12 protein-coding genes and 4 pseudogenes are annotated in these 14,357 nt (G+C 43.0%); 7 read left to right on the forward strand and 9 right to left on the reverse strand.

Going from position 1 to position 14,357, the window contains the following annotated elements; genetic code table 11:
• Positions 1 to 161: 161 nt before the first annotated feature.
• Positions 162 to 1,595: a sensor histidine kinase gene (locus WN50_RS02510; protein WP_046277268.1), complete on the reverse strand. Its 1,434-nt coding sequence runs from the start codon at positions 1,593 to 1,595 to the stop codon at positions 162 to 164.
• 160 nt (positions 1,596 to 1,755) lie between these two features.
• On the opposite strand from WN50_RS02510, the gene WN50_RS35735 reads away from it, so the two are divergent.
• The 4 genes and pseudogenes from WN50_RS35735 to WN50_RS02525 form a co-directional block, all read left to right on the forward strand.
• A partial coding sequence (locus tag WN50_RS35735; protein ID WP_235440808.1) for a peroxiredoxin occupies positions 1,756 to 2,007 on the forward strand: 252 nt, incomplete at its 3' end.
• Position 2,008: 1 nt separating this feature from the next.
• Positions 2,009 to 2,424: pseudogene (gene bcp / locus WN50_RS35740) on the forward strand (thioredoxin-dependent thiol peroxidase); the annotation flags it as partial.
• A gap of 12 nt (positions 2,425 to 2,436) precedes the next feature.
• Positions 2,437 to 2,904 carry an NUDIX hydrolase gene (locus WN50_RS02520; protein WP_046277266.1) on the forward strand — a complete coding sequence of 156 codons (468 nt, stop codon included), beginning with the start codon at positions 2,437 to 2,439 and terminating at the stop codon, positions 2,902 to 2,904.
• A gap of 447 nt (positions 2,905 to 3,351) precedes the next feature.
• A complete protein-coding gene (locus tag WN50_RS02525; protein WP_046277265.1) occupies positions 3,352 to 4,179 on the forward strand; it encodes an alpha/beta fold hydrolase in 828 nt (275 codons plus the stop codon).
• Positions 4,180 to 4,243: 64 nt separating this feature from the next.
• On the opposite strand, the gene WN50_RS02530 is transcribed toward WN50_RS02525, so the two are convergent.
• The 4 genes and pseudogenes from WN50_RS02530 to WN50_RS02540 all read right to left on the reverse strand — a co-directional run bounded on the left by WN50_RS02530 (position 4,244) and on the right by WN50_RS02540 (position 7,116).
• Complete coding sequence (locus tag WN50_RS02530; RefSeq protein ID WP_046277264.1) at positions 4,244 to 4,459, reverse strand: hypothetical protein; 216 nt, start codon at positions 4,457 to 4,459, stop codon at positions 4,244 to 4,246.
• A 256-nt stretch (positions 4,460 to 4,715) separates the two neighbouring features.
• A pseudogene (locus WN50_RS35745) lies at positions 4,716 to 5,447 on the reverse strand (MlaD family protein); the annotation flags it as partial.
• 1 nt (position 5,448) lies between these two features.
• Positions 5,449 to 6,125: pseudogene (locus tag WN50_RS35750) on the reverse strand (MlaD family protein); the annotation flags it as partial.
• Between the two features lie 199 nt (positions 6,126 to 6,324).
• Complete coding sequence (locus WN50_RS02540; protein WP_046277262.1) at positions 6,325 to 7,116, reverse strand: ABC transporter ATP-binding protein; 792 nt, start codon at positions 7,114 to 7,116, stop codon at positions 6,325 to 6,327.
• 396 nt (positions 7,117 to 7,512) lie between these two features.
• On the opposite strand from WN50_RS02540, the gene WN50_RS02545 reads away from it, so the two are divergent.
• The 3 genes and pseudogenes from WN50_RS02545 to tsaE form a co-directional block, all read left to right on the forward strand.
• Positions 7,513 to 8,740, forward strand: a 1,228-nt coding sequence (locus tag WN50_RS02545; protein WP_049557751.1) for a gluconeogenesis factor YvcK family protein, incomplete at its 3' end; no start/stop codon positions are given.
• A 1-nt stretch (position 8,741) separates the two neighbouring features.
• Positions 8,742 to 9,210, forward strand: a pseudogene (locus WN50_RS31715) (gluconeogenesis factor YvcK family protein); the annotation flags it as partial.
• Between the two features lie 14 nt (positions 9,211 to 9,224).
• Positions 9,225 to 9,680: a tRNA (adenosine(37)-N6)-threonylcarbamoyltransferase complex ATPase subunit type 1 TsaE gene (tsaE, locus tag WN50_RS02555; protein ID WP_046277260.1), complete on the forward strand. Its 456-nt coding sequence runs from the start codon at positions 9,225 to 9,227 to the stop codon at positions 9,678 to 9,680.
• A 469-nt stretch (positions 9,681 to 10,149) separates the two neighbouring features.
• Here tsaE and WN50_RS02565 read toward each other — a convergent pair whose 3' ends face one another.
• From WN50_RS02565 to WN50_RS02580, 4 genes are all read right to left on the reverse strand, one after another.
• Entirely contained in the window at positions 10,150 to 11,409 is a 1,260-nt protein-coding gene (locus WN50_RS02565) for a nif11-class peptide radical SAM maturase 3 (protein WP_046277258.1), read from the reverse strand.
• Positions 11,410 to 11,466: 57 nt separating this feature from the next.
• A complete protein-coding gene (locus WN50_RS02570) occupies positions 11,467 to 11,889 on the reverse strand; it encodes a Nif11-like leader peptide family natural product precursor (protein WP_046277257.1) in 423 nt (140 codons plus the stop codon).
• 612 nt (positions 11,890 to 12,501) lie between these two features.
• The gene (locus WN50_RS02575) at positions 12,502 to 13,689 is read right to left on the reverse strand and encodes a pentapeptide repeat-containing protein (protein WP_049557744.1); all 1,188 of its coding nucleotides are present in this window, start codon (positions 13,687 to 13,689) and stop codon (positions 12,502 to 12,504) included.
• Between the two features lie 83 nt (positions 13,690 to 13,772).
• Entirely contained in the window at positions 13,773 to 14,282 is a 510-nt protein-coding gene (locus tag WN50_RS02580) for a pentapeptide repeat-containing protein (RefSeq protein ID WP_049557746.1), read from the reverse strand.
• Positions 14,283 to 14,357: the final 75 nt, after the last annotated feature.

The raw sequence follows: 14,357 nt of genomic DNA on the forward strand, positions 1-14,357 counted from the left end.
GAAACCAGTTGGCTGTAAGGGTTGTCAATGAACCAGTAATCCAAATCCGCTCTTGCTTGGAGAATCCCCTTTCTTTAGAAATGGGGAGTATGTCAAAAACTTTGCTCTATGCACGAACCCGTAAGGGTCACTGATAACTGGTCACTGATAACTGTAAACTGTCATTCCCCCCGATGAACAGGTAAAATAACAGTAACGGTCGTTCCCTGGTTAACTTCACTATCAATCCGAATTTGACCCTGATGATTTTGAACAATCGCTTGAGCGATCGCCAGTCCCAGTCCCGATCCTTGATTGCGGCGATGACTGCGAGACGGATCAACCCGATAAAAGCGATCAAAAATCTGAGGTAAAGCTTCAGGGGGAATTCCCATTCCGGTATCGCTGACCAGAACTTGAAGTCGCTCAAATTGAGAACTCGGTTTTTCTCCAGATTCGGTTCCTTTACTCAGGGACAGACGCTTTCCTTTGGGAGTCCATTGCAGTTGAACCCTGACTTCACCCCCTTCAGGAGTATGTTGTATGGCATTATCCACTAAATTGGTAAACAAACGCACCAGTTGATCCCAATCCCCCGTCAAGGTAAAATAATCTTCTAAACTAGCAGAACGGTTAGAGCTGTCCGGATCAGACGTTTCAACTTCAGGCAGTGGCGGATCGACTAAATCCAGCTTCAGGCGAATTTTTTTAGCCAAAGCGATCGCATTTTGTTCTTCGACCACTTCCATCAACACCGCATCGAGGGGAACCGCAACAAACTGAGATTGCACAATTCCGCTATCACTACGGGCGAGAAACAGCAAATCATCCACCAAACGCCCTAAACGACGGGTTAAACGTTCGATCACTTGCAGTTGTTGACGTTCATTCGGGTTGAGATCCGGTTCGGCTAAACTCACCTGAACGTTGGTTTGAATCGTGGCGATCGGACTACGCAGTTCGTGGGACGCATCTGCGGTAAACTGTTTTAAGCGTTGATAGGATTCTCTCACCGGAGCGATCGCCAAACCCGACAAAAACCAACCCATCCCCCCTGCTGAGATAATCGCCGCGATCGCACCCAGCGTCAAATCAATCATTAACTGATGAGTCGGTTTTGTCACTTCAAACCAAGGATGACTAATTCGCAGATATCCCAACACCTGACGACCAATTTCAATGCGATCGGTGACTTGTCGGAGTAAAATAGTCTCAGCTTGAGTAAGCTTAGGGATATGAACTGTTTCCCCATTGCGATTGAAATGAAGGGGAAGATTTAACGGTTCTGACAGAGTAGACCATAATAACTCCCCGGTTGGGCTAAACCATTCGATATCGATGCGATCATCATCTGTGGCGTGAGCATTGTTGCGGAAACTGGCTTCAATATTGACCTGAAACTCACCGTAAGTTGACATTTCCCTTTCCGTTGGGAAAACCGATTCAATCACCAGCGATCGCTCAATCACTTCCACCACATGATTCAGCGTATCATCAATACGTTCAATCAAAGTATTGCGAAAATACAAAAAGAAGCCGCAGACAAATAATAATAACAAAACGGCGGTAACACTGGTATACCAAATTGCCAAACGACGACGAGTTGCTTGAAACATTGATCTTGCACTCTTTCTAAAATCCTTGACAATCAAACGAAACTGAGTTGAGGTTTAAGCCCGAGGCGGAATTAATATTTCCGGATTTGGAAGAAAAAGCCTCGATCAGACATAATATGAGTGCTAACACAACAATCTTATCCTAAAACTCTCACGTCCAATGACTCTTAACCCTGGCGATCTAGCTCCTGAGTTTACATTACCGGATGCCCAAGGAAATGCGGTGAGTTTAAGTGATTTTCGCGGACAACCTCTAGTGTTGTATTTCTATCCCCGTGATAATACTCCCGGATGTACGAAAGAAGCTTGTGGTTTTCGCGATCTGTATGCTGAATACCGCTCTCAAAATATTGGGGTATTGGGTGTGAGTACAGATGATGCTAAATCTCATACAAAATTTACCACAAAACATNCCCAAGGAAATGCGGTGAGTTTAAGTGATTTTCGCGGACAACCTCTAGTGTTGTATTTCTATCCCCGTGATAATACTCCCGGATGTACGAAAGAAGCTTGTGGTTTTCGCGATCTGTATGCTGAATACCGCTCTCAAAATATTGGGGTATTGGGTGTGAGTACAGATGATGCTAAATCTCATACAAAATTTACCACAAAACATCAGCTTCCCTTTCCCTTATTGTCTGACGAAGGGGGAAAAGTTGCTAGCCTTTATGGGAGTTATGGGTTAAAAAAGTTTATGGGTCGAGAGTTTATGGGTGTCTATCGTCATACATTTGTCATTGATGCAGACGGTAAGATTATGACGATTTATCGTAAAGTCAAGCCAGCCGATCATCCGGCGGAAGTTCTCAAACTGTTTACCCCAGATTAGAGGTTATAGGCATTGGTAGAATCTGTCAAACGGTTATGGCAGTTCGGACAAACCGTATTAGGGATTATCTTTCGTCATCCAGTCACAGGCGTGAGTATTGTCCCTATTTTGCCGAATGGCCAAATTATTCTGGTTCGACGTCGTGATAACGGCAAATGGGCTTTACCGGGAGGCATGGTAGACTGGGGCGAAGACATTCCCACCGCCATGAGACGGGAACTCGCCGAGGAAACTGGACTAGAATTAGTGAAAATCGGTCGCTTGGTTGGGGTTTATTCTGCACCTGATCGCGATTCGAGACTACATTCAATCTGTATTTTAGTTGAAGCTGAAGTTCAAGGTACAATTCAAATTTTAGATCAACTAGAAATTAGTGAAGTCAAAGCCTTTAGTCGTGAGTCAATACCCAAAGATAACCTTAGCCATGACTATGATCGCCAAATACAAGATTACTTGGAAGGTCGCACCACATTAGCGTAACCTGATCAGATGATCTCTTTTTGAATCCTACTCAGTTTATCCTAATTTACATCGATTTGAAAGTTTGCTAAAAATGAACAAAACTTAGCAACCCGACTAGAGGAGAGAAATAGTTAGAGGAGAAAAGACAACCCGATTAATTCTAGGGATGCTTTATTCCTCTAGCTTCTCAGAATTTTTTAGGTTATAAACACCAACAGACGGATTGAAATTTCCTGTTCATTAAACTGATTAAATGAAATTGTAGCGATGTTTGAACAGATTCATCATTCTCGTGTNAACTTAGCAACCCGACTAGAGGAGAGAAATAGTTAGAGGAGAAAAGACAACCCGATTAATTCTAGGGATGCTTTATTCCTCTAGCTTCTCAGAATTTTTTAGGTTATAAACACCAACAGACGGATTGAAATTTCCTGTTCATTAAACTGATTAAATGAAATTGTAGCGATGTTTGAACAGATTCATCATTCTCGTGTCAAATTGTCTCAGGGTCAAATGTTCTGGCGTGAAATGGGTCAATCAGGTCTTAACCTTGTATTCTTACATGGAGCGTGGCATGATGGCAGTCAATGGTTGCCTGTCTTTGAGTATTTGTGTGGCGAATATCGTTGTTTTGCACCAGATTTATTCGGCTGCGGGGAATCAGATTCTCCCAATATTCATTACTCTATTGATTTAATTGTAGACAGTTTAGCTGAATATCTAAACATCCTGAAGTTAGACGATGTTTGTTTAGTGGGTCACTCTTTGGGGGGGTGGATAGCGGCTAGTTTTGCCCTGAAATATCCCGAACGAGTCAGGCGTTTAGTGCTGATTTCTCCTGAAGGTGTAAAGGCGAGTTATCAAGAAGGACGTTGGCGTTGGCGGCGCTGGTTAGCTCATCGGCCGGCTCCATTATACTTGCTTTTAAAACTGATTTATCCGTTTGCCAAATTGGTAGGACAGGGGAAAAAAGTCAAACAAACTCTACAACATAGACAACAAATGCTGAATTTTGTGGGTGCTTCTCGACTTCTATTTAAGCGACGTTGGGCGGAGTATCGCTCAGAATTGCTCGATGAACGTTTATCTGTATTGAGAGCGCCTGCCCTAATTTTACAAGGAACTCACGACAAACCCATCTCATTATCGATGAGTGAATCTTATTCTGTTCTCGCACCAATGGCAAATTTACAGGTTGTCAAACCGGGCGGTGAGAATTTACCCCAAGAACTTCCCGATGTGGTGGCACAATATATTCGAGAATTTGTTGCAGGTTATCTCAATTTAGTTTAGCTCCTGACCTTTAAGTTTGTATCGAGTGGTCGAGTTGATCAAGAAAATAGGGGAGCAGTCTTGTTTAATCGGTTTTAGAGACATCTTCAACGACTTTAACCCGTCCTCGAACTACAGAACGGAGTAGTCTATCAATAGAGCGTCTTTCCTCTTCGTTGAGAGATTCATCCAGCACAGCCGCCATCAGTCCATAGCGATCAGCTTGGGTAAGACAGTGGTGATCTGTAACCGAGGCGATGATTTCATTAATGGCACCAGGGAGGAGATTAACTTGATCCATACAGGAAATTATAGACTCGACTTTACGATTTTCTCACGATTGAGAAATAATCGGGGTGATAGTTTTCGGGGAAATTTTGTGAANGATCTGTAACCGAGGCGATGATTTCATTAATGGCACCAGGGAGGAGATTAACTTGATCCATACAGGAAATTATAGACTCGACTTTACGATTTTCTCACGATTGAGAAATAATCGGGGTGATAGTTTTCGGGGAAATTTTGTGAACTCACCCCTAGAGTCTGAGTGATATCGATCACTGAGTTTGACGAACGATTTTCGGCTTGTCGGGAAAGGGTTTTTCTTCAAGCTTTGATAAATCTCGCTCTAGGGCGATCGCTTCTGTGTCTTCCAGTACCTCAGACAGAGGAGCGAGGGTTTTTGCTAGTTTGGTTTGCTGTTCTAACTGATCGCTATAGGCGAGAATATTTCCTAAGCCGTTGATGATTTCTCGCAGATTTTGGCGAACTTTCGGATCACCGATCAGATCATCGACATCAGAGGTGATTTTTTCGACATTTTGTAGGGTTGTTCTCGCCGAGTCGAGGGTTTGTTGGAGTAGGATTAAAGTTTGGGGATCGTTAACAGCTTTCGAGAGATCTAATAAATTTTCAGAAGCTTCTGCTGCGTTCGACGATAAGACTTCTAAATTGGTTAACAAACTTCCTTGTTCGATTTGATTGAGTAGGGGACTAATACTCGCCGCCGTAACGCTCAGTTCCCCGGTAATTTGTTCAATATTTTTGAGGGTATTGGCGAGTGTGGAACGGTTACTTGCAATTAAAATCTGTACTTCATTACTAATTGTACTGACTTCATTAGCCGCGCGTTGAACGGAATTTGCCGATTCAATTGTTGCGCGTGTAACTTGATTCGTTGAGTCTTGTAAGGTAGCTGAAATTGAATTTAATTCCGTTGAAAAAGAGCCAATTCCCTCATCAACTGAATTACTGACACTTCCCAATTCTGTCCGCGCTACTTCAACTAANATTGAATTTAATTCCGTTGAAAAAGAGCCAATTCCCTCATCAACTGAATTACTGACACTTCCCAATTCTGTCCGCGCTACTTCAACTAACTCCGTCATTTTTGTGCTGAGTTTGGAGACTTCATCGGCGGCTAATGCGGTGCGTTGTGCCGCTTGATTCAGGTTTTTAAACAGTTCAGGACTGGTATAAAGTTCGCTAAATTCTACCATAGAAGCAATCAATCGTTCTAAGCTCACTCCGCTTTCTCCAGACAGCAGCACATCATTACAAATAATCGTTTCAGGACAGTCGGAACTGAGGGGATTTTCATCTTTCATTTCCTCAGATAAAGCCTGATTCGGAATAATATCAACAAAATTTTCACTCAATAATCCACTTTGACTAGAGCGAATCATCACATCACGAGGAATCACTAACGTTGAGGAGGTGATCTCTAAGCGGACTTCGACTTGATTAGAAGTGGGTTTTATATCAAGAACTCGACCAACTTTTACTCCCCGATATCGCACAGGTGTTCCCGGCTGCATTCCAGACGCTTCAGGAAATTCTACCCGAATTTGATAGCCTGTGTTATCGAGACGCAAGCCCTGAACCCAGAAGGCAACCATTCCAAATAAACTTAATCCTAACAACGTTAATAACCCAACTGAACCTTCTCGAATTGCTCGCGATCGCATGATATCCTATTCCCTTTTCAATCGGATGGCATTAAAAAAATATAAAGACTTGGAGCTGATGTTCCTCGTTATTTAATCATAGCTATCTTGAACAATAACATTGAGCTGGAGAACACTTTTGGTCATTTTTAACAATTTTTTTAGGATATTTTTATTTTTTAAAGCTGTGCAGATTGTTCTCACAATCGTAAATAAATCCTTAAGTCAAAATCTGAATCGGCCCGTTCACACTGCCGCTAAAAAACTGTCGTACAATGGGGTTATCGGTGCTGTAGGCTTGATCAACGCTTCCCGACCATTGAATCTTTCCTTTGTAAAGAAAAATCACTTCATCGGCCGTTCGTCGAATCGTGCTATCTTGGTGAGTAACCATCACATAAGTCTTGGCTGCTCCTCCATTATTTTGAAGCTCACGAATTAAATCTTCAATCACCGTCGAAGCAATCGGATCTAAACCTGCGGTGGGTTCATCATAGAGGATGACTTCCGGATTATCAGCCGGATTTTCAGGATTAGGTAAAATTGCACGAGCAAAACTCACCCGTTTTCGCATTCCGCCAGAAAGTTCAGCCGGATAGCGATCGCCAATCCCCGGTAATCCGACCATTTCTAACTTTTCATCGACTAACTTTTCAATGGTTTGATGAGACAATTTAGTATGTTGATAGAGCGAAAATCCGACATTTTCCCTCACCGTCAACGAGTCAAATAGAGCCGCATTTTGAAATACCATCCCAATCCCAATCGGATCACGAATATCATCAACCCAACCTTTACGTTTCTGACCCTTAATATAAATCTCACCCGCATCCGGTATCAGTAACCCCGCAATAATTCGCAGGATAGTCGATTTACCCGTTCCCGAAGGGCCGATAATCGCTAGAGCTTGTCCTCGGTGGATATTCAAGTCAACGTCATCGAGAATAACGTTATTTCCAAAAGACTTGCTAATCCCCTGTAGCTCTATTAAAGTTTCATCATCATGGGGCATGAGATCTTCTGCACAAAAGGCCACTTGATCGCTGTGATCATCTATTGTACAGAGTGTTTACAGTTTACAGTCAACAGTAATCACCTGACCAGTTATCAATATTGCCCTTGTGCCTTTTGCATGAACGCCTCTCTTGCAAAGTTGCTCTCTTACGAACTTCGCTCTCGACGGAAACCGCCAAGTCGCGAGTTCGCGCTCCACTTGGGGAGACCCCAAGACCGCACTTTGCGCTTTTGCCTGTTCCCTGTTGCCTTATATTGTATGAGAAGATAGACCTGCAAAGGGGATGCTCACACTAAAACAGGAGGGGATGGAAACAACGAACAACTCAACCCTTCCGAAATCTTGATTGCATCAGTTGTTCAAATCCTGTTGATACCTCTGAGGTTTTCATCGATGTCAAATAGTTCATTGAAACACAACCTACGCAGATTAGCGAAATCTAGGCATATTCTAGGTTGGTCAAGCAGTCATTCCCCCCGTCGTCTGCAACAGTGGTTTAAATGGTTGGCGCCGGGACTGTTGGTGAAACGCTGGTTACTGATGAGTGTGGCGGGAATACTCCTCACCAGTTTGGGGTTAGCCGTTTGGACGGGGATGACTCCTATTTTTTACCTGCTGCAACTGCTTAAGGATATTTTGGGGTTGATCACGACTGTTCTTCCCAATTTCATATCTGGGCCTCTGGCGATTATTATGGGTCTGATGTTAATCTTTTGGGGTCAAACTCGCACTTTAAATTCTATTACTCAAGTGTTGATGCCGGAAGGTGATGATCATCTGGTGGATCGGTTGCTGGCCCATCGTCGTTTGCAGAGGGGGCCGAAAATTGTCACGGTGGGGGGTGGAACGGGTTTATCCACGCTGTTACGCGGCTTAAAACCCTATAGTGCTAATATTACGGCAATTGTCACGGTGGCTGATGATGGCGGGTCTTCTGGACGCTTACGCCGGGAAATTGGGGTGCTACCTCCGGGAGATATTCGCAACTGTATCGCCGCTTTAGCCGATGAAGAACAGCTTTTAACAGAACTGTTTCAATACCGTTTTAAAGCGGGTGATGGCTTAAGTGGTCACAGTTTTGGCAATCTGTTTTTAACCGCCATGAGCGATATTACAGGGGATTTAGAACGGGCAATTGCGGCGAGTTCTAAGGTTTTAGCCATTCGCGGTCAAGTTTTACCTGCAACCTTGAGTGATGTACATTTGTGGGCAAAATTAGAGGATGGTCGGCGAATTTATGGCGAATCAAGTATTACTGAAGCCAAAGGCAAAATTGTGAAAATTGGCTGCATTCCGCCTGATCCTCCTGCCTTACCCAAAGCCATTCAAGCCATAGTTGAATCGGATTTAATTATTATCGGGCCGGGGAGTTTATATACCAGTGTAATTCCCAATTTATTAGTGCCAGAAATTGCCCAGGCGATCGCTTCTGCAAATGTTCCTCGGATTTATGTTTGTAATGCCATGACCCAACCGGGAGAAACCGATGGTTATACCGTTGGTGATCATATTTTAGCGATTGATAATGCCTGTGGTTGTCGTTTATTTGATGCGGTGTTAGTTCAGGGAAAAGTCCCTCTCGCCCAATCTTTAATTAAATATGCCCAAGAAGGATCATATCNCCCCCTGCTATCCCCAACGCAATTCAAGCCATAGTTGAATCGGATTTAATTATTATCGGGCCGGGGAGTTTATATACCAGTGTAATTCCCAATTTATTAGTGCCAGAAATTGCCCAGGCGATCGCTTCTGCAAATGTTCCTCGGATTTATGTTTGTAATGCCATGACCCAAACCGGGAGAAACCGATGGTTATACCGTTGGTGATCATATTTTAGCGATTGATAATGCCTGTGGTTGTCGTTTATTTGATGCGGTGTTAGTTCAGGGAAAAGTCCCTCTCGCCCAATCTTTAATTAAATATGCCCAAGAAGGATCATATCCGGTGGTTTTAGATCGAGATGTCGTTAAACAGTTAGGGCGAAGAATTGTATTAACGAATGTGATTGAAGTCGATGAAAAAACGGGTTATGTGCGTCATAATTCTGAACGGTTAGCTCAAGTTTTATTACGCTGGTATTCTCACGCTTAACATCAAGGTTTAAAATGTCTGTAACGCTCACGGTTTTTCTAGCGGATTCTCAAGCCACTCATCATTTAGGGGAGTGTTTAGGAAAAGCTCTTTCTCCAGGTTCTATTCTGTTACTCGAAGGAGATTTAGGGGCTGGAAAAACGACATTAATTCAAGGTTTGGGTGCAGGGTTAGAGATTCCTGAAAATATTGAAAGTCCTACTTTTACCTTGATTAATGAATATCATTCTGGGCGTGTTCCTCTCTATCATCTGGATTTATATCGCTTGGAACCCTCGGAAATTGAAGACTTAAATATTGAATTGTATTGGGAAGGAAGAGAAGTTCCACCTGGAATTACGGCGATAGAATGGGCGGAACGTTTACCTTATAAACCTGCTGATTTTATTCAAATTGGTTTAACCTATCAAGATGATGGGAGTCGTTTGGCTGAGATGATTTATCCCGAATCATTACAATTAATTTTATAAGGGGAAAATTCACCACAAAGACACGAAGATTCCCTCTTGGTGTTTTCTGTGTCGAGCGTGGTTTTTATTCATTCTATTTTTCTGTTATAGCGCTACTTGAATCGGCAAAAGGCAACAGGCAAGAGGCAAAAGTGCCAGCAGAAAATATTTTCAGCATTTACCAATGTCCTAATCCTTATGCGTAGTGCTATAACTCCAGAAATATATAGGGCTTGCTGAAAAAGTATCGGAAAAACTTGAGCTGTTGATTCATCAAGAGTTACTTGATTTTTTAGAAGTCCTAGAAAAATCAAATTGCAATTCTTCTCGATCCAGGGCTTGTTTTGCCTTTAGTAATGCTCTTGTTCTAGCCAATTGACTTTTCCAAGCCGAACGGGGCAGAAGAGGGGAAGGAGTGGGTGCAACTGTCTCTAACAGGTTTGAATCGGTTGAAAAGGACTCAGTTTTTAGATGTTCTGCCATGACTTGATCATTTGTGACTAAGAAGTTTTGAGGGTTGTTCGTGCCAATGCTCAGGCCATTGAATCTGATCGGCTGTAAAATGTAGAGGATCAGACTCAACCCAAGGAGCATTTAGAGGTTCCTCAACTAACTCAAACTCTCCATTATCAAAGGGTAATCCGACCGCCTGGACTTTCGGCACAACCCGTTCCCGTTTTCCCTGATCCGCATGAGCTAAAGCCCGATGATGGCAGTAGGGATTATTACCTCGGCGATTAAAAAACACATGAGCAGTCCAAGTACAGCCCCCCCGACAGAGTTCGGCATACTCACAGGTTTGACAAAATCCCCACAAGTGAGCCATTCCCTCAGCAGTTCCGGCATTCAAGTTAAACCGAAGTTCTTCAGTGGCTTCAATAATTTCTCGCAAGGGTCGCTCTCTGATATTGCCACCCGTGTAAGCTTTTGTCGGTAAGGAAGGACACCCTTTAATTGCGCCATCTGCTTCAATTCCCAAGGTTGAAAGACCTGCGTTGCAGCCCTGCCAGAACGTCCAGTCATCTTCCTGTCCCCGCCCCCGCAACAACCGTTCATAGGGGCCGTAGTAACCGATATTATTTCCGGGCTGGATCTGAACGCCGTCTTTTTTTGCCTGTTGAGCAACCCGCGCTAACATCGGGTAAACCGCCAGCAATTCGCAGGGCTGAAGTAAAATTTCGCTGTTATCGGCAGCGTTTCCCATCGGCACCGTTAACTGAATCTGCCATGCCCGAGCGCCAGCATCTCGAATTTTCTCATAAATCCGGGGAAACTCTGGGGCTGACAGACGATTGATTTGAGTATTGCAACCGAAGGGAATACCAACCTGTTTCAAATGACCCATCGTTTTAAACGCCCATTGCCAGGAACCGGGGCGACCTCGGAGGCGATCATGGGTGGCTTCTAGACCATCGACGGAGATGGAAACAGTGGCAATTCCCGCCCGGTGCATTTTCTCGGCGGTTTCTAGAGAGATACCATAGCCCCCCGTTGTCATCGTACACCGCATCCCTGCCCGGTTAATTGCCTCCGCAATTTGCAGCCAGTCGGGGCGCAGGAAGGCTTCTCCTCCGATTAATGTGACTTCCGTAATCCCCACCTCTGCCATTTGCTGCACCAGATCAAGGGCTTCATGGGTGGACAATTCCTGTTCACGAGCCTGTCCTGCCCTTGAACCGCAATGACTACAGGCTAAATTGCATTTTAGAGTAATTTCCCAAACCGCGTAGCTCGTTCGACGGTATGCCATAGCAATCCCTCAACATTGGTCCTGTGGTGAGTCTTGATTAATCGAATTCAATTAATCCTATTCTGAAACGATTACCCCATAAATGGGCTGAAATTTGGGATCATCAATGGGTTCAACGACAACGCCATACATGGGTTGCAGTATTGGGTCATCAATGATTACCCCATACATGGGCTGCACTATTGGGTCCTCAATGGGCTTTGGCCGCCGAAAGCGCCGTTTCCCATTCCTGATATACCCACCAATTGCACCGACCAATTCCGCTTCTGTCAATTCGTGAAACTCATCCCGTTCTTTGAGATCAAGCAGTTGAATTGAAGCGGTTTCAAATTCTTCCTGAGAAAATGTGTAGCCCTTATCCTGTAAGAATTGCTGCGCCTGATCAGCAACGTTATTTTGGAGTTGTTCGCGGAAGCTTGTATCCTTGACCAGTCGAACTAAAAAGTCCTTGACGTTTTCTAAGATGTTAATAGGTATCATAAAATGCTCCCTCAATAAATTGATGGCAGGGTGTAAAAAGTTGTTTAAAAAAAAATAGCATGAGTTGAGAGATGGCAACTGCCAAAATGGCATTTTTTGCAGCCACAAAATGCTTGAAAATTCAACAAAAAGTGAGCGCCCTATTCCCATCGTACCCGGGGAAGAAACCCTACAACTCCCAAAAATTCCTCTAATTCACTGCAACACCACCGAAATTCCTCTGATTTGATGATGCTCTGACTGCAATTAAACGTCAGTATTCCAAATGTTCCCTTTCATGGGCATCCGCTAGTGTAGGGTGGGTGACAACCCATAACTGATATGATGTCCGGTTGATTAATTTTATTATGGGGGCGGGGCGGGTTTATCTCAATCTTGGAGTAGTCGTAAAAATCTTGTAGAACCCGCCCCTACACTTGGGATGATTGATTAGTCGGATATCATATGAACTGTTGAAATCCCAAACTTTTTACTGTCACCCGCCTTTCCCCTTAAAATTGTAGGGTGAAAACCAACCAAGAACATACAGAGAACACGAATGTTTTCTCTGGTTTTTCTCTGTATTTCGTGGTTTTTATTCATTCAATTTTTCTGTTAACTCCAGAAAAAAATTTACAGGAGAGTACCATTCGGCATGATTGTATTTGCAAAAATTGCTTCTTTCAAATGCTCTTCTGTAAGAAATAAAGCATTCGTTAAATTAGCTTCTTTAAATAGGGCTTTTTTTAATGAAGTTTGAGCTAAATTAGCATCCGTTAGATTAGCATCTGTTAGATTAGCATCTGTTAGATTAGCACCCGTTAGATTAGCTCTTGTTAAATTAGCACCCGTTAGATTAGCATCCGTTAAATCAGCACCCGTTAAATCAGCACCCGTTAAATTAGTACCCGTTAGATTAGCACCCGTTAAATTAGCTCTTGTTAAATTAGCACCCGTTAAATTAGCATCCGTTAAATTAGCATCCGTTAAATCAGCACCCGTTAAATTAGCACCGGTTAAATTAACTTTGCTGAAATTAAGCTCATTAAGCCGACGATTTTGTAAATCAATACCACTAAGATCTAATCCTGGTTTTAGTAGAATTGCTTCTAACTCCGAAGGGTAAACTATCTTAGGAAAGTATTGCCAATTACTATTGAGAAAAACGCCCTCCAAACTCACTCCAGTCAAGTCACAGAGACAAGAATCACTAATAAATGTACCTTGAAGATTAGCGTTGTGAAAAGTTGAGTGACTGAGATTACATCCATAAAAACGCGCATCATAAAAATAGGCATTCGTGAAATTAACTTGGCGCAAATCAACTAGAGGCTGACCGCTCCTACTTGACTCGTGCCACGAAACCTCACAAAAACGAGCGTTACTAAAATTAGCTCCTGTAAAACAGCAATGCCACCAAAAAATAGCATAGAACAAACGTGTATTGCTCAAGTTTGCTTCACTTAAATCACAATAATAAAAATTAACACACGAATCCCCTCCTAAATCGGCATGACTGAGATTAGCTCTTTGAAAGTCTACATCTTCAAAAGCTGACTCTAAGGTCGCATGGCTAAGATTTGCTCCTTGTAAACAAACATTTTTAAGTTCGCTTATCTTGCTGTAGCTGAGGTCGGCTCCTTCTAACAATACATCTTCTAGATATAGTATATTGCTATGGCTGAGATTTGCTCCTTGTAAACAAACATTTTTAAGTTCGCTTATATTGCTGTAGCTGAGATCAACACCTGTGAGATCAACATCTTCGAGAAAAACAAAGCCGAAAATAGTGAAACGGATGGGATACGTCGAGCGCCGCACTGGGCGTCAGTGATAAAACTCGATGGATTTCGAGGAAGTTTGTCTGAGCATCCACCACCGGTGAGGTCCGGTTGACGATATCCTCACTCCTCAAAAACGCGCAACCCATGCTTTGACTGGTTAGCAACGTCATTGGCACTTCCGGAAAGGTTGGCACCAAAATCGTTTGGTTCTAGCTTTTTCGGCACATTTTTAAGTTCGCTTATATTGCTGTAGCTGAGATCAACACCTGTGAGATCAACATCTTCGAGATATTCAAAATTTCCCCTCTCAAACTCGGCATGGCTGAGATTTGCACCTTGTAAATAAACATAATACAGATTTGTTATTTTGCTGTAGCTAAGATCGGCTCCTTGTAAATAAACATGATACAGATTTGTTATTTTGCTGTAGCTAAGATCGGCTCCTTCTAACAATACACTTTCTAGATTTGCTATATTGCTATGGCTGAGATTTGCGCCTTCTAACAGCACATTTTTTAGATTTGTTATATTGCTATAGCTGAGATCAACACCTGTAAGATCAATATCTTCGAGATCCTGAAATGTTCGTTGTCCCGCTTGATAAGCATCTATTACGTCTTGTCGGTTCATCGTTGTACACATCATGTATTCCGATTATAGCACATTTGAAAGATCACAAGAGGTTTCAACTTGATGGGTTATGCT

Source organism: Limnoraphis robusta CS-951, from assembly GCF_000972705.2.